The following is a 21,979-nucleotide window of genomic DNA, read 5'->3' as shown; positions in this document are numbered from 1 at the left end:
GTGACGGTAGCGTTTTAGGACGACAACTGTCAACGACTGATTTTTTTCATAAGTTTAGTGTTGACAAGGTTACCCTAACACCTGTTGGTTATTGCTTACGTTAGGGCAGCCTCTGAAGAAAAGTCATTGGCATCGAAGTGAACGCGGTTTCGTCCTCGATTCTTGGCTTCATAAAGCGCAATATCAGCGCATTCAATCAACTCGGAAGCTGTTGTTTCTTTACCTATCATCAACGTAGTCACACCTAAACTTATAGTGACACATTTTATATTGGCTACTTTTGTGCCGCCATGCGGTATATTTTTGCTTTTAATCAGCTCTTGGAGGTTAATAGCGAACGAAACCGCACCATCTAATTCAATATTAGGCAGAATAATTGCGAATTCTTCCCCGCCGTACCTAGCGATCATGTCGCCTTGTCGAGAAACCAAACTTTGCGCAATTTGTGCGACTTGAATTAAGCAATTGTCACCACTAACATGTCCATATTTGTCGTTATATTCCTTAAAGCAATCAAGATCAAACATAATTAAACAAAGTGGTAAATTGTTGCGTTTCGCCCTTCCTATTTCAACTGCTAGCATTTCATCAAAATATCTGCGATTGAAAAGATTGGTAAGACTATCTTTGCGCGAAATATCGTGTAATTGCTTTTCTATTTGCTTACGCTTTTCAATTTCTTGTGTGTGTTCAAAATTCAAAAAAATAGATTTCTTATAGGCTTGGTTACTTTTTTTCAGTAAATACAGCGCAGTGACCGAATATATGACAATGGTAAATGCTGCTACATTGCCTGCTGACCCACCATATAAAAATAAGAAAACCACACTTGGCAGCGTGATGGGTACAAAGAAACTTAGACTCGCATACAGACTCGCGGTATGACCAATCGCAGAAGCAGCGCTAAATGCAACGACGAACATACCGATAGATACCAAATATTCTGGCCTATTTAACGGCGTGAAATACATAAATCCGCCAACATAAATTACGCCTAGTATAAAGAATAAACCGGTCCATCCGTGCAACCAAAGCCTAGCATTTTGGCCATTCCCATATTTTTTAAATGCAAAAAATGTAGAAATTCGCACTACAGATACAAATGCAATAGCACCTGCCCAAATGAGCAATTCGCTAATAGGGGCAACATAAGAAAACCAAACAGCGATAAGCGTAATCGCAAACAGGTGCGCAATCGATGCACTGACAGTTTGCGCAAATGTTAAAGCGATAATTTCCAGTTCGGTTTTTTCTACCACATTTCGTTGCATAGTAATGATCCCAATTTAAATCAAAAGCCAAATTTAAGTTAACGTACTGCATTACCTATGCGTATTTAATCTTTTACCCTACCGGCGCTGAAACTCACTGTGTATCTCAATCTCAACTTCATCACCAACGATAGGAATGAACTTCTTTAAACCAAAGTCAGCGCGTTTAAAACGCAGATTGGCAGTAAAGCCCATTGTATAGATCCGAGTCAGCGGGTTATTCGCCGCGCCATTGAGCTTAGCATCCATGGTAACAGGCTTCGTTACGCCTAAAAAAGTCAGATCGCCTTGCACACGTAACTGTTCATTATCTATTTTCTCGACCGACACGCTGCGAAACACCGCCTGAGGGAAGCTTTCAGTATTTAGCCATGCTGTGCCTCTCAGCGTTGCTGCAAAATCTGGATTATTAACATCAATGCTACGCATATCAATTACCGCCTCAATGTTCGCGTTTTCGATGTCATTGGGATCAAAATTCAGACTGACATCAAACGCATTTAAGCGACCCACATAGCTTGAGAACCCCATGTGATTAATTTTAAATAGCAGCACAGCATGGTCTTTATCAAGTTTGTATTCACCGGCTTGAATTTCAACGATATCTTGTTGTAGCGTTGGCTGTAGCCAACTCGCACAGGAACTCGTTAAAAAGAGCAAAGAGACAATCATTAATGTGCGACAAAACTGATGATTTAGCAGTTTTAGGCCTAAACGTTGAAATGGGGAAAAAAGGTCTGACATCTACATCTGTATCCTTTGTTACGATTAAACCTCGTGTGCAGCCTATGATTTTCTGCTACTTGTAAGCTCTTTTTATGAGCTCTTTTTATGAGCTCTTTTTATGAGCTCTTTTTATGAGCTCTTTTTATGAGCTATTCTCATAAATAGGCGCCAGCGTTTGAAAACGTTTGGGTAAATTAAAGACGACGTTTAAATCACTACAATAGACACACCATATAGTACTATACAATGTTCTATTGTCGAAATATGATATCGCAAACACAAATTCAGGATCAGCTCCCAAAAAAGACGATGCTTAGCAACTGCAGAATTTCCTAGATGGTAAATGTTGCGAAGCATATAGTTATAAAGAAGTAAATTATCGTTAATGTTGAATGATTCAGCGCGTAATACTGGTGTAAGTGGCACTGGCATAAGTGACACTGAGTGAAAAATGCCTTAAAAAAACCCCGGTTGGCAATCTTCGAAGTAAAACTAAAATATAAGAATAAGAATAATGAAAAAAACAATTGGAATATGGCGTTCTTGGGCATTAGTGGCAGGCATGATGATCGGATCAGGAATTTTAACTATGCCAGCCTTACTTGCCGGTTATGGTAGTTATAGTTTCATTGGTTGGGCGGTAACTGGGTTTGGCGCTATTTGTCTAGCCTTAACCTATTGTTATTTATCATCCCGAAAGCCTGGTTTAGGCGGCCCTTACTTTTATGTACATGATGCTTTTGGATCCAAATGGGCGGCTATTGTGGCTTGGGGATATTGGTTGTCATTAGTCGCCTCGGCAGCAGCTCTTGCGCTGGCGTTTACAGGGTATAGTAAGGTCTATCTGCCCTTTCTCGACAATAATCCGCTGTACAGCGCAACTTTTGCCATTTGTATTATTATGTTGTTTACGTTTATCAACATTCGTGGTGTTCGTGAAGCGAGCACAGTTCAGCTTATAACCACTGTACTCAAAATCCTACCTTTGATGTTTATCGGTGTCGCTGGGATCATTTTTGGCGATATAAAGGCGATCCCAGCGATTAATCCTGACAATAATTCGCTATTTCACATGGTGGCGGGATTATGCTTGCTGATCATGTTCGCTTTTATTGGCGTGGAGTCGGCGACATTGCCATCAGAAGACACCATCGAGCCTAAAAAAACGATTCCCAGAGCCTCTATATTAGGCACACTAACCGCGCTAATCGTGTATGTGGTCGCCATGTTAGGATTAATGTCCACTATTTCCTTGGCAGAATTACAACAATCTACTTCACCTTTTGCTGATGCGGCACAAATACTTATTGGCAACTCGGGCGCCATCATTATAACCATAGGCGCTTTATTTGCCATTAGTGGCACCTTAAATGTGTGTATTATGATCACCGGCACTATTATGCTCGCAGGCGCTAGAGACGGAATGTTTCCTGCTTATTTTAAGCAACAAAATTCGCAAGGAACGCCCGTACGCGCATTGTTATTTTCAAGTACATTGGGCATAATCTTGCTATTGTTTAATAACAGTGAATCACTCATCAGTAGTTATGAATATTTGTTGATTATTGCCACCTTCGCTGTGCTAATTGTTTATTTAGGCACAGGATTGGCAAGCATAAAGCTACAATGGAAAGACCATAAGCAAGGTCAACATATTAGTGTTTTTCATCTAACCACCGCCATACTAGCCACTTTGTTTTCACTATTGGCCATCATTGGTGCGTGGGTCATAAATTAATATTAGGAGCGAAAATGTTTACCAGAGCAATTGTGCGCAAACCCTGCCTAGCAATGCTGAGCGGGCTCACCGAAGCGAATATGGGCTTACCCGATTACACCTTAGCCTGTGCACAGCATGATGATTATATTAGCGCTCTTAAAGAGTGTGGTTTGCAGGTTACCGAACTGCCTGCAATAGAAGACTACCCAGATTCATGTTTTGTGGAAGACGTTGCCTTACTAACACGCAAGTGCGCTATTTTAACTCACCCTGGTGCAGCAAGCCGCAGAGGAGAAGTGTCGCACATAGAGGATGCCATTAAACTATTTTACCCCCACATTGAGCGCATCAATTTAACTGGTCATGTGGAAGCCGGTGACATTATGATGGTAGATGATCATTTTTACATTGGCCTATCAGCACGCACCAATGTTGACGGCGCAACTCAAATGATCAAGATATTAGTCAAGCATAATTTATCGGGATCAATGGTTGAAATGTCAGAATTATTACACTTAAAAACAGGCTTAAGCTATCTAGAAAACAATAACTTGCTTACTTTTGGCGAAATGAACACACATCCTGATTTTGCGCAGTTTAATGGTATTAAGATTGATAAGGATGAGGACTACGCAGCCAACAGCGTATGGATAAATGGCACTGTATTGGTACCCAAAGGATTTCCTAAGGCGCTGCATGCGATCCAACAATTGGGCTATAAAACACGCGAAGTCGCTATGTCTGAATTTCAGAAACTGGATGGAGGCTTAAGCTGCTTGTCCCTGCGTTTTTAGCATACTAACAAGTCAACGCCTTTTTGGCTCAGACCCGATATTGGCGCTGCATTTGTTCATGCTGCCTATTTGCTCTCTAATAGAGGCCAGAATGTGACCTTATTAGAGACATCAGCACGCCTTGTTGATCGTTTTATAGTTTGCGGATTAAAGGCGGTGGTGCAGTAGAATTTGGTGCTCAATGGTTAGCAAAATCGAAACAACATCGATTAGAGGGCCTGGCCAAGAAATACGATGCTCAATACCAAGCTAATCATTATGAGGCCCTTACTACGCATATTTTGTGCAATACGGTTGTAAAAAGCATATCAATGACGCCTCCGATGACATATCTTGCGTGGACTGGGTTTTACAGCAAGCATGGTCGAAGGCAGGTGCACGCTATTGGAATAACTTAATAGAACAAAGCGTTTGCAACAATGCGTGAGAACTATCAGCACTTGAAGTTTTGCAAAATATTGTCAGTATTGGTAATACCAAGACACTCATTCAAGCCGAACATTGCAATTTTACAAATGACTTACAACGTCTATTTGAACAGCATGCTAAGGCAAGTAAAGTTAACTTTTTGATCAATACAAAGGTGGTGAATGTAACTCAGTATGTAAACCAAGTGCATGTTAATGATGAACGCGGCAACATTTGCTTCGTGCTGTATTGCGTATTCGTCAATCAAATGCCCGAAAAAATGCTATTAAGCTCACGTTTTCCATTTATATTGAATCTATTTTATAATTCTTGTACGCTCACAGCTTACTAATTTAATGGGAACGTGACGTTGCAGTTTAATTTTGAAAAGCTAATTACTAGCGCTAACGGAATGCTACCAACGTCGGTTTACATCGCGATATCTGAAGCTGCTGCAAACGCGAAAGCGGATGTTCTTGAGGTTGGTACGGCGCATGGCGCCAGTGCTATCGCTGCGGCTAAGGGATTAAGCGAGCATTTATTAGTTAAAACAATAGATCGTCTGCAAGGTGGTTCTCGCGAGTTATATGGCGACATTAAACAAAACGCGGCAATGGTTAACGCCAATTTTATCGAGTTTGGTGTTGAGGATCGTATACAACTATTCATTGGTTCATCTGAAGAGGTAGCCCCAACGCTAAAATTTGATAACGGCATCGGTATGCTGATACTTGATGCAGATGGCGCTATCGACAGAGATTTTCGACTTTATTACAATCTCCTTAAGCCCGGAGCGCCAATCGTAATTGATGACTATCACGCTAGTTCCGTCAATGTTATGCGCAGTTTAAATGGACATTGTGTGATCGATCAAAAACATCGACTAACGGCATTATTTATTGATTATTTCGAGGCCAAAGGCCTGTTGATAAGAGACAAAGTTATCAAAGAGACTTATTTTGGTGTAAAACCAGAAAATAAAAATGTGGACGTTACCTTTGATCTTGACGACTTTATACTGATATACCGACAACTAACATTTGGTAAAGGAAAAAGTAGACCGACTTTTATACTCAAGGGCTTAGAAGGTTTAAAAAGCGCAGCTCCTAAAATCTACTTTACTTTAAAGAAAATTTTCAGACCACGAAACCTGTAAACTTGTCTCGATGCAAAAACACCATACCATGCTCACTTTTTTTTGCGGAAGTATCGCCAAGTATTGTTTTCGGAAACGGTATAGTGAGTATTTGCGCACAGCTGACAAACATAAAAGATTGGACACACAGCATTATGTAGAGGATATATTGTTATCAGCTGAATACAGCTAATATAATCTTAACTCTTAGCTTGTCACATATGCCATTTTTGTCGCACACTAAAGACAGGAAACATAATTATTATAACGATAAAAGGAAAAGTTATGCGAAAACCTATTAGCGCTGTTGTTTGCGCAGGATTACTTGCATTATCGATTGGCGTCAGTCATGCAAGTTTATTAATGAAACCCACCTATAACGCCGATTTCGATTATCAATCGCAGATGCTCAGCGATAATTACAACGAAGCATTGACCCACCCCGACATTATTCTTGGCTTCTCTATTGGTCAGCGTGTTGCAACACCGGTCCAGATTAACCAATTGATTCAAACTTGGCAAAACCAAACCGAACGCATGCATGTGCTCGAGTATGCGAAAAGTCATGAAGGTAGACCGTTGCATGCAGTTTTCATTTCAAGTCCTAAAAACTTGGCGAAAATGGATGAGATCTTAGCAAAGCTGGATGCTCTTTCAGACCCGAGAAAAACGTCTGACGCACAAGCGTCAAAAATTATTGAAGAATTACCCGCAATAGCGTGGATGGCATATTCTATTCACGGTAACGAGACATCGGGTTCTGATGCCGCATTAATGTCTGTCTATCATTATGCCGCTTCGGATGAACCAAAAGTAAAACAAATGCTTGAGGATATGATTATTGTTATCGACCCCATCATGAATCCCGATGGCCGCGATCGTTTTGCAAAGTCACTTGAACAATATCGAGGAACTGCTCCTAATGTTGACGATCAATCATTACTGCATCGCGGCGATTGGCCTTATGGTCGAACCAACCATTACTTTTTTGATCTAAATCGGGACTTCTTCTACCTAACTCAACCAGAGACAAAAGGCAGAGTATCGCTAATCAACAAATGGCGTCCTCAGTTAATGATTGATGGTCATGAAATGGGGCCACAAGACACCTATTTAATGGGTCCACCGAGACAGCCACTTAATTTCAATATCGCCTCTAGCGTGCAGAAATGGGCAGAAATATTTTCAGTTGACCAAGGCGCTGCGTTTGATGAAAAAGGATGGCGGTACTACACCGGAGAATGGTTTGAAAACTGGTATCCTGGCTACTCAAATTATGCTGAGTACCGAGGTTCTATGCATATTTTGTATGAACAATCACGGATTGCTGAAGACGGAGTGAGACGCCCAGAAGGCACAATTCAAACCTATAAAGAATCAGTTCATCATCAGTTCGTTAGCACCATGGCAAACTTAGAATCATTGCACAAATACAGTAAGGACATGTACAAAGATTATTGGAGCGACAGAAAATCGGTTCTTGAAAAAGACAGTCCGTATGCGAATAAAACCTATGTTGTGTTGGCTAATAATAACCACACTCGCATGAATACCTTAGTTGAAAAACTGCAAGCCCAAGACATTGAAGTGTACATTGCCGACAAAAGCTTTCAAGCAAAAGATGCAAGCAATCACTTAGGTAAAACGCAACCTACAACAATACCAAAAGGCAGCTTAATTATTCCTAATCGTCAGCCAGAAGCTCGTCTCCTCTCTGCAATAATGGAGTTCGATGCACAACTTTTGCCAGAAACAGTGCAACAGGAACGCCAAAAGCTGCTGCGTGAGGGTCAATCTATTATGTATGACACTTCTGCCTGGAACTTAACCATGATGTATGGCTTGGAGGCACTGACTTTACCTATTAATGTCACGGATAATATTAGCCCCTACTTAGCTAATAATGCAGCCAAAATTAAGGCCTCTACAGATTCAATTGCTTGGGCTGTTAACGGTGATGATGACGCCTCAGTCGCCTTTGCAGCGCGGTTAATGGAGCGTGGAGTGCAGGTTCGTGTGATCGATAAAGCAACCCAACTCGGACAAGAAACCTTAGTGCGAGGCTCCGTTGTCGTTACCATCACTGACAATCCAAACAATACTAATTTAGTCGCCTTGATTAATGAAACCGCAGCAGAAACCGTATTATCTATTCAAAACATTAAAACAGGTTACGGCACTGGCGATATGCCAGAATGGGGTGGCGAACACTTTGCGCTTTTACGCCAACCACAAATTGCCATCATTAGCCAAGCAGGAACCAGCAGTAATGACGTTGGTGTGACTTGGTGGAGCTTGGATACGCATTTGGGAATTCGTCATTCGCAATTAGACTCATCTCTACTTGCGCGTACCGACTTACGTCGCTACAACGTGATAATTATGCCAAGTTCTCAGTCAATCTCGGACGCTACCGCAAACAGTATGAAAAGCTGGGTTGAACAAGGCGGAACATTGATTACGCATGAAGGCTCAACTCAAGCTATTGCATCAAAAGATTTCAGTAAAGTGAAGTTGCTTGACGATATCCTAGAAGATTCAGAAAAATATGATATTGCACTGCAGCGTAGACTACTTGCACAAGAGCCTATAGGTGATGTGCAAGACTATTTTGCAATGACCGTACAAGAAGATGTGGCATACCCTTGGGATGATGCACCTAAAAGACTAAGTAAAGAAGTTCTTGAAAAACGCAATACGTGGCAAAAGCTGTTCATGCCTGCAGGTGCTATGGTGTCTGGCAGCGTTGACACACAACATTGGCTAACTTTTGGTACCTCAAAAACCCTACCTTTGTTGTATGGACGACAGCCCGTACTAATTGTTCCTGAAAATGCCGAAGCGGTCGTGACCGTAGGTGTTTATACGGATAAAAAGCCAGTAAAAAAATCCAAAGGTGATGACGATGATGAAGAAGTTAAAACAAAAGCCATCTGCTGGTACAGTTTGCCTAAGGACAAAGATCTTAATGTTCGAATGAGTGGATTATTATGGCCAGAAGCAGCCCATCGCATCGCTAACTCTGCTTACTTAACAAGAGAAAGTGTGGGTAATGGTCAAATTATCATGTTCTCTGGTGAGCCCATATTTAGAGGAGCTACCTTAGGGACTAACAGATTGCTATTGAATGCAGTTGTTTTTGGGCCCGGCATGGGAACGCGTTCAAATATTGAGTTATAACTAACCACAAGAGGTATATCGGGCCTTAGTGAAATCAGCTAAGACCCTCTATTCCCAAGAAAGGCGATTCGTACTGAGCAATTCTAATTTTACTGCTGTTTCCTTAGTAGCACTCAGTTTTATGCCCATGTCTTGCGTATACAATCACAATGTTTTCTCATCCATTGAAGTAAATCGTGACTAATTTTTTTAACTAATTTCGGTTCAAATGAGCCATTATGGTCACGGGTGTCTCGAGGTCAAAATCGCCATCTTCAGTTTTTATGCGCTTGGTGGTTTTGCCATTTCAGTTGTTTCCCACAACAGATTTAACGTGTTTTTCATATCTTAAATGGTCTTCCATTTCAGCACTCAATACTGCTTCAACGGTTATTTTTCAGCATTTGACTAAATTCATTCAGGTCTTTTAGCATTTTAATGCTCTTAGCTGCTTCTTTCGCGAAAGCTTCAAGTTCCTTTTTGTTAAATTGCATTTGCTTATCCTTTTAACTCTTTATAGCGTGATTCATGGTAAGCAGTTACATAATATCTGTTACACCCTCCTGATATAATCACTGTTTTTTTACATTAGAAATGCGCCATTCACTACAATATAAATTTCGAAACAGCTTGTTTTAACAAACGCATTTGTTCACCTAATTGATGCGTTGCACGATTAGATTCAGTGGTACTTTTCGCGCTGTTTTCGGCTAGTTTGACAATGCTCTTTAAGCTAACAACAACATCATCTAATAGCACTTCTTGGCTTTGCGTATCATCAACGATCTGATTGTTTACAATAGCTAGTGCTTCAATTATTCTTCTAATATCAGACACTTCAGCGGTCACTTTTTGCGTTAGTACAACCGCCTTCTCAACTTGCGTACTCCCAAGGTTTATGGCTTGAACGGCTTGGCTTGCGTCTTTTTGCAACGCGACTATCATTTGCTCAATTTCTTCGGTCGACTTGTGCGTTCTGGTTGCTAGCGTTCTGACCTCATCAGCAACCACAGCGAAGCCTCTGCCCTCCTCACCCGCTCTAGCAGCTTCTATGGCAGCGTTAAGCGCTAACAAATTAGTTTGTTTGGAGATGGTTTTAATAACATCTAAAATATGACCAATTTTACTGCTGTTATCACCCAGTCTATGGATGATTATTGCCGACTCCACTGCTTGCTGTGCTTGTTCATCAACTTGCTTGCGACTCTGATCAACCAGTGATTTGACAGTGTCAATTTGTCCTATAGCTTGTGTCATTTGCTCTTTAGAGGCTTCAATTTGTCGTAAATTATTTAAACTGGTTCGTTTTACTTGTAATGTATTGACTGATGTCTGGCTGATTTGTTGTTGCTGCATAGCCACTTGCTGCAGACTTCTATCGCCCATTTCAATGTTGCGATTGATAACCTCAGTAAGCACCTGTTCTTGCTCATGGATGCTACCTATTAGAGTTTGCAATGAATCAATAAGCTTATTAACGTTTTTTGATAATTCGGCAAACTCATCATAACCCGCCTCGTTCATTCGCTGACTTAGATCACCACTACTCAATACTTTTAATCGTTGGTTAACTTCTTTTAATGGCTTAGCAATGCTTCGTATTGCTATCAGCGCCAGTATAATCGTTGCCGTAATACCAATAATCGACACTAGAATATTTTTAATCTCATTACTTTCAACCGTATTTAAAATATCTTCTTGCCCTTGTAAGGTGGCCGCGTTGACGCTGGCGGTCAGCATACTTAATATTTCAGTAGTTTGATTGAGCGCAAAATTCGCCTCTTTGTAGGACTTATTTATCGCTTCAATCAGGCCTAACCGTTTCATTTGTAATGCATAAATACCAATGTCTCCCGACAGAAGGGTTTTTAAAATGGCAAATTGGGCATTAAAACTAGTAACCAAACCGTCATTTTCTACTGTTTCTGCTAGTCGGTTAAGATATTTTGCATCTGCATCTATATTCGTAATGTTGTATTGCATGTCATCTATCGTTTGCTGAATGTGACCACGTTCCTCAGCCCGAGCCAATTCTTGAGTAAAGCCAAGTATGGAAGTGAGTTTATTATCAACATTGTTGCCCATGCCAATAAGGGGTTCTAAGTTTCTCTCATTACCTTCTAAGTAACTTAAATCGAGCATCAGCGCACTTGCTTCGTCTGCTACACTAAGAACCATTTCACTCGAAATCGCAAGCTCTTTTCTAATAGCAATAATGACATTTATATCCGTAAATATTTTTTCACCAAAGCTAATATATTGGCTACTTAAATCAACCGTAGTTGTTAATTGAGACTGATTGTCATCAACGACAAAAGTCTGCAGTGATTTGAGACCATCAGTTAAGCTTTGGGAAACTTGATTAAAACGGTCTTTTTGCAACGCTAGTTCAGCGTCCTCGGTTTCATAGTAAGCCTTAATAATTAAATTAGACAAAGACAGAATATCCGTGCGCACGTCAGTCATGGCTTTTTGCATAGGCATTTTTTCTGCAACAACCGTAGAAGCGGTATATTTTATTTCTTGGAGTCCAAAATATGACATCAAACTGGTGATAAGTAATAAAATAGCAAGGCCACTAAACCCCAGGATCATTTTGCGAACAACAGTCAGTTGTTTCATCAATTCAGGCATATCTGCGCTCTTCATTTAATAATATGTACATTATATAAGCAACTTTTTACTTTATATTTTATAAATTTCGACATTAACTACCCCGTCAATGCCATTGATTTACAGCCAAGCTCAGGTTATCCGATAAATATTCCGACTGATACTGTTAAATTTTTACAACTTATCTATACTGTACAGTAAGTTTCAAAAACGAAGTTTCCCATGGACCAAAATAAAGAATTAAAAAAAGCAGGACTGAAAGTAACATTACCTCGTTTGAAAATATTGGAAATTCTTCAAGGGCCTCAAAATCAGCACATTAGCGCTGAAGATGTATATAAAATTCTACTTGAGAAAGGTGAAGAAATTGGCTTAGCAACAGTTTATCGCGTTCTTAATCAGTTTGACGATGCAGGTATTTTAAACCGTCACCATTTTGAGGGCGGAAAATCTGTCTTTGAAATTAGTCAGAAGGCACATCACGACCACTTAGTTTGTTTAAGTTGCGGTAAAGTGTTTGAGTTTGAAGATAATGTTATTGAAAGGCGTCAAGACGAGATTGCAGCTCAGCATCAGATGAAACTGACAAACCACAGTCTATATCTTTACGGCGAGTGCAACAGAGCAGATTGCGAAAACGCCGATGAATAAAAGTGCCGTGTTGAGTAATGTAACCTGAATAAAAAAAACGTCAAAATACTTTTTTATAAGTAGTATGCATCGTTTTTTAGCAGCTAAATTTGTATTTATTATAAGCGTTTTGGGCCTCAACCCATATTGGTCCTTGCTTACCATTGCCAACTGTTTTGCCATCTATTGATAAAACCGGTCCGATTTCTTTACTCGAACTGGTTATCCATACTTCATCTGCATTTAGCAAATCATGTAATGAAATAACGCTCTCATGCACTTTGTAATCGGTATGCTGGATAATCGCATCTATCGCAATCCGTCGTGTTATGCCCGGTAGTAAATGGTTATCCAGTGCCGGTGTATAAATTATGTTGTCTTTTACGATAAAGACATTGCACGCTGCAGCTTCGGTAATTTCTTTATTCTCGTTGTATAGAATGATTTCATCAACACCGGCATCTTGTCCTTGTTGAAAATGCATCACATTGCCTAACAATGACGTCGATTTAATATGGCAGCGCTGCCAACGCAAATCTTCTCCGGTAGTAACATGAAATCCTTTCACTTTTTCAGCTGTGGCGTTTTGGCTTGGCGGTGTATCAAAAGCATAAGCAAATACAGTCGGCGTTATATTTTTAGGGTATGCATGAAAACGTTTACTATCTGCACCGCGGCTAACGTGCACGTAAACGCCTTGCGATTCAGAGGGCTGCTGAGAAATAAGCACGCTAATAATACCAATCCAGACCTGTGCATCAATTTTATAGTTAATACCAACACTGTGTAATCCATTTTTCATTCTTTGTAGATGCAAATCCAAGCCAACCGGTTTGCCGGAATAAGTCGGTATGACTTCATAGATTCCATCACCAAACAAAAAACCTCGGTCCATGGGAGAAATTTTAGCTTCGTTAGCATCTACAAACTCGCCATTCAAATACACTCTATTCATTGTTGTCATTCCTACTCTGTTGATTTTGCGCAAATGTGCACATTTGCATTTGGCGAAGCAGCCACTCTTGTCGCGCAGTTAATACATCACACTCCTCAAATTGAATAATACTGCCAGGGCGACACTGACCTAATTTGGGTAAGTCAGTTGTAATAACACTCCCAATTTTAGGATAGCCTCCAATAGTCTGTCTTTCAGCTAACATGACGATAGGTAATCCACTGGGCGTTATTTGTATTGCACCATTCGCAATACCTTCAGAATAGAGTTTAACTGCAATATGGCCAATAGATTCACCGGTTAGTCTTATGCCCATATTGCTAGCCTCATTGCTAACAGTAAAACGCTGATTAAAAAAGCGCACTTTCATTTTATGATCAAATAATGCCTGTTGATAGCCCAACACTATTCTCACAATATACACTTTTGCCAAAGTCGTAGCGGGAACAGGCATTGTAGTAAACGTTTCATGTACAAGTAAGTTGTTATCCGGCGCAACCTTTTTCAACCGACCATCTATAGACGCATTTGTCGATGTGGCGCCAAGTGATATGCCAGTTTCATAATACAGCACATCCCCTACCTGAAATCCTTTGCCATCAAAATTCATTCCACCGGTTTTCTCTCGCGTCACAGCACAACAAGAATCTAAAAAAAGGCGGGTCTTGAAGCGCTTATTACAAGCGATATAATTTCTAGCGCCCAACATTGGCTGCATAATTTGTAGGGTCGCGTCTTTTTTCCAAACCATTTTATGGTTCAATGGTTGACACACGCCGCCAATTAATAAGCTTGCTCGGGCACCGGTCACTGCAATCTCTGTATCTTGGGTTGCAACGGCCTCAAACCCGCCAAGCAGTACTTCAATGGTTGGATTAGTAACAGGTACCCGCATAATAGCATTGGCGAGCATATGGCTATTCGTATCAAGTGCTCCTGATTGAGTGAAGCCTTTATGTTTATGACCTACTCTGCCTAAGTCAGTGAACCGAGAACTGAGGCCCGTCGCCATTATTTTCACGAATGCACCCAATTTATATATTCGCTTTCACTCACTGGGTAAAACTCGACATAGTCGCCCGTTTTTAGCAGTACCTCAAAATGGCCACTTTCTGCACTGTTAACATTCGTAGTGTTAAATAAAAGTTCAAGCGGCGTATAGCCAATAATATGCCAACCCCCTGGCGATTCATCTGGATAGATAGCCGTTTGACGATCGGCAATAGCAACAGCACCTTTGGGCACTTTTAAACGCGGTTTGCTTAACCTTGGTTGGGACAATTCCACAGGGAGTTCTCCCAAGTAGGCGAAACCTGGCATAAAGCCGGTAGCAAAAACGCGATACACGGTCGTGCAATGTAAATTTACCACATTGTCTTCACTTATGTTTTTGTCTTTAGCGACCTTGGCCAAGTCAGTCTGCAACGAATTGAGCTGGTAGCACACAGGAATTCTATGAATGCGCTTAGCGCTTAAAAACCCAAGTTGATCTTTACGGCTTGTATTAGTAATTTGATCGCAACTGAGTTGTTTTTTTACGGCTGATTTTTCACCTACGCAATGCTTAATTTCACTAGCGGCTTCGCTGACTAATTGTTTCAACAATGCATTCACAGCAAAGTGATCAACTTCGTATAGTGAAAACTCGATAAGCAAAGAAGTATACGACGGAATATATTCACAAAGCCAAGGTGGTCGATTAGCTAATAACGCGCGGGTCAGAATTTCAATGATTATATTGGCTAATTCAAGACCGATTGTTGTGTCATCAACATATACGATAACGCAACAATCTGAAGCCGTTCTAATTTCAATAAGGTCTTTATAATTTGTTATTATCATACTAGTTAACCGTGCTGGTCTTGCAGCAGTCGTCTTATTTTCTCAACTGTGTGCATTGCTTCTGGCGTGTCACCATGGACACAAATTGTGTCAGCTTGAATAGTCAACACCGCGCCACTTTGGGTAATAACCTCACTACACTGAATAAGACGTCGAGCTTGTTCAACAGACTCACCAGCGCTCAATACTGCTCTTGGATGACTGCGCGGTGTTAATAGCCCAGAATCGAGATACAAGCGGTCGGAAAAAGCCTCGAACATAAGGGTAACCCCAAATTCCTCGGCCTCTATGCGCAGAGCCTGATTTTGACTACCAGCTTGCACTACCAAGGGTAAATCAATATAGAATCCGGCAATAGCAGTGAATACCGCCTTTCTAACCGAGCTATCCGCCATCATATCGTTGTAAAGCGCGCCATGCGGCTTGACATGGTTAAGCACTTGACCTTGGCATTTCACAAGGCCATCCAAGGTAGCTATTTGAGCCTGAATAATGAGTTTTAGTTCCTCGGGTGGAACACGCATGCTTCGGCGGCCAAATCCTTGTAGGTCTGGATAGGCAGGATGTGCGCCAATTAGGACGCCGTAATTTGCAGCGAGTACAATCGTTTTATGCATAACGATAGGATCGCCCGCGTGTCCTCCGCAGGCAATATTGGCCATATCGATGTATGGCATAATGTCGCCATCAGCATCGAACTGCCAATGCCCGTAACTCTCACCTAAATCCGCATTTAATTTCATAGAACCCAAATTAAGCATGATGTTGAAAAATTCAATGCTGTTATACTAAAGCCATAACGTTAAAAAATCATGTAAAAGAGAGTGTTAAATGCCAATTATTGGTCAAGTGAATGATTTGATGGTCACCGACGAGCTTCCCTTTGGTTACACTTTGTCTTATTCAGGTACGCAAACTGATTCTAATGAGTCGGTATTCCTTCCATTAAGTGATGCAAATAGCCAATTCGTTGAGGGACAAACACTACAAGCTTTTGTGTATTACTCACAAGATGGCAGTTTTCACGCAACTCAAAAAGACATTCCAATCAAAGTTAATGACTTTGCTTTGCTTACCTGCACCGGCGAAACCGATTTCGGCGCCTTCTTTGATTGGGGATTAGAGCGTGATTTGTTAGTACCCAAGTCGATGCAACATAAACCCATGGATATTGGTTTAAGCTATGTCGTTTACTTATTGGATGATGCAAATAATAGAAAAATGATAGGTTGCACCAAACTCTATCGATTTTTAGATGAGACTACCGATGATTTATCGGTCGGTGAAGCCGTGTCTGTAATTGTTTTTGACGAAACTTCTTTGGGCTTCAAATGTATTATCAACAAACAATATCAAGGCTTGCTATTCAAAAGCGATTTGTTTAAAAGACTTGCTGTTGGCGATCAACTCACTGCGTTTGTAAAACAAATACGAGAAGATGGTAAAATTGATCTGTCGTTGCAAAAAGAGGGAAAAGAAGCGAGAAAAGACTTAGCAACTGAAATTATGGAAGACTTAGTTGCGCATGGGGGCATTTCAACTGTCACTGATAAAAGTTCTGCTGATGAAATATTTGCGCGTTACCATGTTAGTAAAGGGGCCTATAAGCGCGCAATTGGCACGCTTTATAAGGATAAAAAAATATTATTGAACAAAACACATATCACCATAGTAGAAAATAAATAGGTAGTTAAATGAAAGCAACAGTCGTATGGGAGCCTTCTGAAGATGGTTTAAGTTTTGATGGTGAAATGGATAATGGCCGAAAACTTAAGCTAGATGGCAACGGTAATAATCTCTCGCCAATGGAATCAGTATTAATTTCAGTAGGCGCTTGCTCTTCTGTTGATGTGGTTGAAATCATGCGCAAATCTCGTCAACAAATGCAAGGTTGTTATTGTGAATTAGAAGCTGAAAGAGCTGAATCTGCACCACGAAAATTTATCAAAATACATGCTCACTTTGTGGTTCAGGGAAAAGATATAAATGAAAAGCATTTGGCAAGAGCGGTGCAATTGAGTACCGAAAAATATTGCTCCGTTATGTTAATGTTAACCGGTAATGTAAGCATTACAACAAGCTTCGCTATACAAGACAGGTAATTTACTGCGGTTGTTTGTGTTTTTCTAGTCACCGGTTTGTGTTAATCAACAGCACAAGGTAAAGAACGATGAATGTCGTGACAAAACTCATTTTAATCGCATGCATTTTATGTATTACCTTTGTTGCTGGCTATTTAGCTGGCAGCAACACTAAACTTACATCAATACTGTCTATAATAAAGCCCGAAAACGCCGAAACAACAAAGACCCTTTACACCTCATCAAACGCTTTGACCGCTGCGCAAACAACAAGTAAACCTGTTGAGCAAAAAGAACTTGAGTTAGATACACCAAGCGGAACTGATACCACTACATTGAACAACACTGAGATCATCGTCGACAATGGCGATATAATTGCTTTGTTCAATAACTTTGTCACTTATTCAACATCAAATTCAGACTATAAAGAGTATGGTAAAAAAATTGATGATATTCGCAATATTTTGGTTTCCTCTGGCAGTGAGCTTGCATTAATATTGGAGTATTTTGACCAAGTCCCGATTCATTCTCAAGCGAGTTACATGCTTGTTTCTATTATAATGGGATTGCCACAAGAGTTAAGTAAACCGGCCATGCAACGCGTTATGGAAAACGCTCTACTGAAAGCAGATCCGGCAAATTTAACAACGTTTTTAGAGTTAGTGGCAAGAACCGGGATCAAATCGTCTTCGATTACGGTGTCGTTAAAAGATATCGCTATTTTTAGTGGAAAAGACGATGAAGCCTTAAGAGCATTAGATATGTTGATGCCCTATGAGTTAAGCAATGCTGAAAACCAACAAGTCACAGAGCGTCTTAAAGCCGCTATAGACAGCAGTGAAAAAGCAGACAGTCCCTATTATTTTAGCCAATTACTGCGCTTTAGTAATTCAACACAAAGAGAGCAATTGGCACTTGATATATTTAATGCAACCGACGCAAACAACTCAATGCAATCGATTATTATGGACTCCATTCAGGCAGGCACTCTGGATAGGTCTCCGGCGTTAAAAGACGCCTTATTTAACATTGCTAAGCAAGAACAAAGTGAATTGCAACAACAGGCAATCTATACCTTGCTATATCGTTTTGATTTATCTCAAGATGAATATAACGATATCAGTCGTGGTCAAAACCTAAATATCGAAAATATTCGGTTTTAACGTTAATTTATTATTAGGTAGATGCAGATAACTACCCTTCTGTTGGCATGTCTTCAGTGTCATCAATATCGTCATAATCACCATCTAGACTGCCATCTAGCAAACCTGCGTCTAGCGATTTGGTTGGTGTAACACCGAGTTTTTTGAATTGCTCTGCTTGTCTAACTAAGTTTCCTCGCCCGGTAGATAATTTGCCCATTGCGGCTTCATATGCCTTAGCCGTGGCATCCACATTTCGGCCAATCTTTTCCATATCTGTGACGAAGCCATGGAACTTGTCATACATCTTGCGAGCCTGATCCGCAATTTTATTTGCATTCTGATTTTGATATTCGTATTGCCAAATATTATTAATTGTCCGCAGTGCAACCAGTAAATTTGTTGGGCTAACCAACATGATTTGGTTATCAAGCGCGAGTTTTATAAGCTCAGGAGCATGCTCAATGGCGGAAATAAAAGCCGATTCGATTGGAATAAACATCAATACATAGTCTAATGTCCTGACCCCAGTTAAGTCTTGGTAATCTTTTTTACTCAATCCTTTAACGTGACCACTTATCGAATTGATATGCTCTTTGATAGCGCGTTTACGGTCATCATCAGTTTTTGCATTAACGTATTTCTCATGCGCTATTAGTGACACTTTGGAGTCAATAATAATGTCTTTATCGTTAGGAAGATGAACTACAACATCAGGCTGATATCGTTTACCACTATCGTCTTTTAACGACATCTGAGTTTCGTATTCATGACCATTACGTAAGCCAGATTCACTTAATATTCGCTCTAAAACCAGTTCACCCCAATTGCCTTGTTGCTTATTGTCGCCTTTTAATGCGTTGGTAAGGGCTGCCGCTTCTTCAGTGATTTGTTTGTTGAGTTCTTTTAAACTGAGAATCTCAGTTTTTAAAGATGCTCTTTCTTGCCCTTCTTTGACATATTGCTCAGAAACTTGGCGCTTAAATGATTCGATTTGATCTTTAAGTGGTGCGATTAGCTGGGTTATTCCGGACTCGCTCGTTTTGGTAAACTTTTCTGATTTTTGCTCAAAAATTTTGTTAGCTAAATTCTCAAATTGTGTCGAAAGCTGCTTTTCCGCATTTTCAAGCAAGCTTAACTTTTCAGAGAAACTCTTTCTTTCTTGCTCAAAACCCGCTTGTTGAGAGTGATAACTTGCTTGTAAATTTGCGTATTTATCGTTTACTTCTTCTAACTTCTTCGAAAAAGCAGTATTTTCATTTTGCTTACGCAGTAATTCATCAGCCTTTTGACTTAAAATCCCTATTTCGCGCTGATTGTCGGCGATTATGCTGCGATCTGTCTCTAACTGCAGCTTATGTTCGAATTCATTTTTTTGCAGCCTATCTTGGAGATCGACGATCTTAGCGTCGTATTGAGTAAAAGATTGAATATTTAACGCAATTTGTTGCTTAAAACCTTGGATTTGCCTGTCATATTGATTTTTTTGCTCACTGAGTTCGTCAATATATGCGTCTGCCTGTTGTATTTGTTCTGACAGGTGCGTCGCATTCATTGAGTCGAATTCACGCCTTGATTGGGAGCGCATGATCAAATAAACCGTCAACCAAACGATCAGCAAGGTAACAAACGCAGCAATTCCGGATGCTATTGCAACGTCGACATTCATAATCCGTTGTAACATGGGGTACTTGTCCTTTTAGGGTCTTTATTTATATGTCTACTTCAATACACAAGTGCGTGAACATAAATTTATTGATTGAATGATTGAATAAAAATCGACAAACACAAATAAAGAAATAATAAGAGGGTCTCGTCAAATTGAGGACCCTACTTCGTTGCGACCGCTGTCTACAGTCAACCCATACAGGAAATAAAGGCTATTTGATTCTTAAAGCCGCATCCAAATCAGCAATATTTGCTTTCCATATAGCAGGGCCTATTTCGTGTGCGTTCGCACCTGTGCTATCTACAGCCACAGTCACTGGCATATCGACAACATCAAACTCGTAAATTGCCTCCATTCCTAAGTCTTCAAAAGCAACCACTCGCGACTTCTTAATTGCTTTGGATACGAGGTAAGCCGCACCGCCTACTGCCATCAGATAAACCGCCTTGTGCTTAGCAATGCTTTTAACTGTTGCTGGGCCGCGCTCTGCTTTACCTATCATGCCTATAAGGCCAGTTTGCTCCAACATCATGTCGGTAAACTTGTCCATGCGCGTCGCCGTTGTTGGGCCAGCAGGACCAACAACTTCGCTGCCAACAGCATCAACTGGACCCACGTAATAAATAAAGCGGTTTGTTAGGTCAACGCCATCAGGCAAACCCTCGCCGTTATCCAACATCATTTGTATGCGTTTATGCGCTGCATCTCGGCCAGTCAACATTTTACCGCTCAGTAAGACGGTTTCACCCACCTTCCAATCTTGAATATCAGCTTTCGTAATATCATTAAGATTGACACGTCTAGTGTCTTTACTCACTTCCCAAGTCACTTCTGGCCAGTCTTCTAATTTAGGTGGCTGTAACTCTGATGGACCTGAACCATCGAGGCAAAAATGCGCATGCCGTGTTGCCGCACAATTTGGGATCATAGCAACCGGCTTAGATGCTGCATGCGTTGGCATTGATTTTATTTTGACGTCAACGACCGTGGTTAGGCCACCTAATCCTTGCGCACCAATACCCAAGTCATTCACTTTCTTGAATATATCTAAACGCAATTTTTCTTCAGTCGTAACCGCACCACGATCCATTAATTCTTGAATATCAACCGGATCCATTAAACTTTCTTTGGCTAAAACAGCTGCTTTTTCCGCTGTTCCACCAATCCCTATGCCTAACATGCCCGGAGGACACCAACCCGCGCCCATAGTCGGTAATGTCTTTACCACCCACTCTGCAATATCGTCACTCGGGTTTAGCATGACCATTTTAGACTTATTTTCTGAACCGCCGCCTTTGGCCGCTATCATTACTTCTATTTTTTCGCCTTTAACAGTATCAATGTGCACAACTGCAGGTGTGTTATCTTTGGTATTAATGCGTTTACCAGCAGGATCAGAAACAATCGAGGCTCTTAGGGGGTTGTCGGGATTTAGATAAGCACGACGAGTTCCTTCATCAACCATTTCTTGAACAGTCATGTCGGTCTTATCCCAACTTACCGCCATGCCAATTTTAACGAAGCAAGTCACAATTCCAGTATCTTGACAAAGCGGACGCTTGCCCTCAGCAGACATTCTTGAGTTAATTAGAATTTGCGCCATAGCATCCTTTGCCGCTTTGCTTTCCTCACGATTGTAAGCAGCCTCGACTGCCTTAACGTAATCTAAAGGGTGATAATACGAGATAAATTGCAACGCATCTTCAATACTGTCTATAAAGTCTTGTTGACGAATGACGGTCATGATGTCCTCTATTTTTTTCAAAGATTAATATGGTTTTAATAATTAGCCAAGTATACTACGTGACTCATGTCTATTTCGCCAAAAAAACCT

The 21,979-nt window shown here is 40.7% G+C and carries 17 protein-coding genes; 8 read left to right on the top strand and 9 right to left on the bottom strand.

Annotated features, from left to right (window positions below):
* Positions 1-95: 95 nt before the first annotated feature.
* Together CXF81_RS18400 and CXF81_RS18395 are read right to left on the bottom strand one after the other, a co-directional pair.
* Complete coding sequence (locus CXF81_RS18400) at positions 96-1,271, bottom strand: GGDEF domain-containing protein (RefSeq protein WP_101182861.1); 1,176 nt, start codon at positions 1,269-1,271, stop codon at positions 96-98.
* A 78-nt stretch (positions 1,272-1,349) separates the two neighbouring features.
* Positions 1,350-2,015: a YceI family protein gene (locus tag CXF81_RS18395; RefSeq protein WP_101182860.1), complete on the bottom strand. Its 666-nt coding sequence runs from the start codon at positions 2,013-2,015 to the stop codon at positions 1,350-1,352.
* Positions 2,016-2,511: 496 nt separating this feature from the next.
* Here CXF81_RS18395 and CXF81_RS18390 point away from each other — a divergent pair, with 496 nt between their 5' ends.
* The 4 genes from CXF81_RS18390 (at position 2,512) to CXF81_RS18365 (ending at position 9,234) form a co-directional block, all read left to right on the top strand.
* Entirely contained in the window at positions 2,512-3,735 is a 1,224-nt protein-coding gene (locus CXF81_RS18390) for an APC family permease (protein WP_101182859.1), read from the top strand.
* A 14-nt stretch (positions 3,736-3,749) separates the two neighbouring features.
* Positions 3,750-4,511: a dimethylarginine dimethylaminohydrolase family protein gene (locus CXF81_RS18385; protein ID WP_101182858.1), complete on the top strand. Its 762-nt coding sequence runs from the start codon at positions 3,750-3,752 to the stop codon at positions 4,509-4,511.
* Positions 4,512-5,289: 778 nt separating this feature from the next.
* The gene (locus tag CXF81_RS18370) at positions 5,290-6,075 is read left to right on the top strand and encodes a class I SAM-dependent methyltransferase (protein ID WP_101182855.1); all 786 of its coding nucleotides are present in this window, start codon (positions 5,290-5,292) and stop codon (positions 6,073-6,075) included.
* Positions 6,076-6,339: 264 nt separating this feature from the next.
* Positions 6,340-9,234: a M14 family metallopeptidase gene (locus CXF81_RS18365; protein WP_101182854.1), complete on the top strand. Its 2,895-nt coding sequence runs from the start codon at positions 6,340-6,342 to the stop codon at positions 9,232-9,234.
* 585 nt (positions 9,235-9,819) lie between these two features.
* Here the strand turns inward: CXF81_RS18365 and CXF81_RS18355 are convergent.
* A complete protein-coding gene (locus CXF81_RS18355; protein ID WP_198556429.1) occupies positions 9,820-11,847 on the bottom strand; it encodes a methyl-accepting chemotaxis protein in 2,028 nt (675 codons plus the stop codon).
* 201 nt (positions 11,848-12,048) lie between these two features.
* Between CXF81_RS18355 and fur the strand changes: the two genes are divergently transcribed.
* Positions 12,049-12,477 carry a ferric iron uptake transcriptional regulator gene (gene fur, locus CXF81_RS18350; protein WP_101182852.1) on the top strand — a complete coding sequence of 143 codons (429 nt, stop codon included), beginning with the start codon at positions 12,049-12,051 and terminating at the stop codon, positions 12,475-12,477.
* Positions 12,478-12,553: 76 nt separating this feature from the next.
* Here fur and CXF81_RS18345 read toward each other — a convergent pair whose 3' ends face one another.
* The 4 genes from CXF81_RS18345 to CXF81_RS18330 are packed head-to-tail and all read right to left on the bottom strand — an operon-like array spanning position 12,554 to position 15,996.
* On the bottom strand, positions 12,554-13,411 hold the full coding sequence (locus CXF81_RS18345; RefSeq protein ID WP_101182851.1) for an aminotransferase class IV: 858 nt from the start codon (positions 13,409-13,411) through the stop codon (positions 12,554-12,556).
* On the bottom strand, positions 13,404-14,423 hold the full coding sequence (locus CXF81_RS18340; protein WP_232772011.1) for a biotin-dependent carboxyltransferase family protein: 1,020 nt from the start codon (positions 14,421-14,423) through the stop codon (positions 13,404-13,406). The genes CXF81_RS18345 and CXF81_RS18340 overlap by 8 nt, the downstream gene beginning before the upstream one ends.
* A 5-nt stretch (positions 14,424-14,428) precedes the next feature.
* Positions 14,429-15,253 (bottom strand): allophanate hydrolase subunit 1, encoded by an 825-nt coding sequence (locus CXF81_RS18335; RefSeq protein ID WP_101182850.1) that lies wholly within the window; start codon positions 15,251-15,253, stop codon positions 14,429-14,431.
* Between the two features lie 5 nt (positions 15,254-15,258).
* Positions 15,259-15,996, bottom strand: a complete 738-nt coding sequence (locus CXF81_RS18330; protein WP_101183116.1) for a 5-oxoprolinase subunit PxpA — start codon at positions 15,994-15,996, stop codon at positions 15,259-15,261.
* 88 nt (positions 15,997-16,084) lie between these two features.
* On the opposite strand from CXF81_RS18330, the gene CXF81_RS18325 reads away from it, so the two are divergent.
* From CXF81_RS18325 to CXF81_RS18315, 3 genes are all read left to right on the top strand, one after another.
* Positions 16,085-16,939: a S1 RNA-binding domain-containing protein gene (locus CXF81_RS18325; RefSeq protein ID WP_101182849.1), complete on the top strand. Its 855-nt coding sequence runs from the start codon at positions 16,085-16,087 to the stop codon at positions 16,937-16,939.
* 8 nt (positions 16,940-16,947) lie between these two features.
* Positions 16,948-17,355 (top strand): OsmC family protein, encoded by a 408-nt coding sequence (locus CXF81_RS18320; protein WP_101182848.1) that lies wholly within the window; start codon positions 16,948-16,950, stop codon positions 17,353-17,355.
* Between the two features lie 68 nt (positions 17,356-17,423).
* Positions 17,424-18,497 carry a hypothetical protein gene (locus tag CXF81_RS18315; RefSeq protein WP_101182847.1) on the top strand — a complete coding sequence of 358 codons (1,074 nt, stop codon included), beginning with the start codon at positions 17,424-17,426 and terminating at the stop codon, positions 18,495-18,497.
* A 31-nt stretch (positions 18,498-18,528) separates the two neighbouring features.
* Here the strand turns inward: CXF81_RS18315 and rmuC are convergent, their stop codons facing one another.
* Together rmuC and CXF81_RS18305 are read right to left on the bottom strand one after the other, a co-directional pair.
* Positions 18,529-20,160 carry a DNA recombination protein RmuC gene (gene rmuC / locus CXF81_RS18310; RefSeq protein WP_101182846.1) on the bottom strand — a complete coding sequence of 544 codons (1,632 nt, stop codon included), beginning with the start codon at positions 20,158-20,160 and terminating at the stop codon, positions 18,529-18,531.
* Between the two features lie 196 nt (positions 20,161-20,356).
* The gene (locus CXF81_RS18305; protein ID WP_101182845.1) at positions 20,357-21,889 is read right to left on the bottom strand and encodes a fumarate hydratase; all 1,533 of its coding nucleotides are present in this window, start codon (positions 21,887-21,889) and stop codon (positions 20,357-20,359) included.
* Positions 21,890-21,979: the final 90 nt, after the last annotated feature.

The organism is Glaciecola sp. 33A, assembly GCF_002836745.1.
In the GTDB taxonomy this organism is placed as follows: Bacteria; Pseudomonadota; Gammaproteobacteria; order Enterobacterales; family Alteromonadaceae; genus Glaciecola.
The sequence above is the reverse complement of the archived record's forward strand: the minus strand, read 5'-3'. Positions and strand labels throughout refer to the sequence as shown.

Coding starts and splice junctions, on each gene's coding strand:
- CXF81_RS18400 (WP_101182861.1), bottom strand. CDS start 1,271: ATGCAACGAAATGTGGTAGAAAAAACCGAACTGGAAATTATCGCTTTA.
- CXF81_RS18395 (WP_101182860.1), bottom strand. CDS start 2,015: ATGTCAGACCTTTTTTCCCCATTTCAACGTTTAGGCCTAAAACTGCTA.
- CXF81_RS18390 (WP_101182859.1), top strand. CDS start 2,512: ATGAAAAAAACAATTGGAATATGGCGTTCTTGGGCATTAGTGGCAGGC.
- CXF81_RS18385 (WP_101182858.1), top strand. CDS start 3,750: ATGTTTACCAGAGCAATTGTGCGCAAACCCTGCCTAGCAATGCTGAGC.
- CXF81_RS18365 (WP_101182854.1), top strand. CDS start 6,340: ATGCGAAAACCTATTAGCGCTGTTGTTTGCGCAGGATTACTTGCATTA.
- CXF81_RS18355 (WP_198556429.1), bottom strand. CDS start 11,847: ATGCCTGAATTGATGAAACAACTGACTGTTGTTCGCAAAATGATCCTG.
- fur (WP_101182852.1), top strand. CDS start 12,049: ATGGACCAAAATAAAGAATTAAAAAAAGCAGGACTGAAAGTAACATTA.
- CXF81_RS18345 (WP_101182851.1), bottom strand. CDS start 13,411: ATGAATAGAGTGTATTTGAATGGCGAGTTTGTAGATGCTAACGAAGCT.
- CXF81_RS18340 (WP_232772011.1), bottom strand. CDS start 14,423: ATGGCGACGGGCCTCAGTTCTCGGTTCACTGACTTAGGCAGAGTAGGT.
- CXF81_RS18335 (WP_101182850.1), bottom strand. CDS start 15,253: ATGATAATAACAAATTATAAAGACCTTATTGAAATTAGAACGGCTTCA.
- CXF81_RS18330 (WP_101183116.1), bottom strand. CDS start 15,996: ATGAAATTAAATGCGGATTTAGGTGAGAGTTACGGGCATTGGCAGTTC.
- CXF81_RS18325 (WP_101182849.1), top strand. CDS start 16,085: ATGCCAATTATTGGTCAAGTGAATGATTTGATGGTCACCGACGAGCTT.
- CXF81_RS18320 (WP_101182848.1), top strand. CDS start 16,948: ATGAAAGCAACAGTCGTATGGGAGCCTTCTGAAGATGGTTTAAGTTTT.
- CXF81_RS18315 (WP_101182847.1), top strand. CDS start 17,424: ATGAATGTCGTGACAAAACTCATTTTAATCGCATGCATTTTATGTATT.
- rmuC (WP_101182846.1), bottom strand. CDS start 20,160: ATGTTACAACGGATTATGAATGTCGACGTTGCAATAGCATCCGGAATT.
- CXF81_RS18305 (WP_101182845.1), bottom strand. CDS start 21,889: ATGACCGTCATTCGTCAACAAGACTTTATAGACAGTATTGAAGATGCG.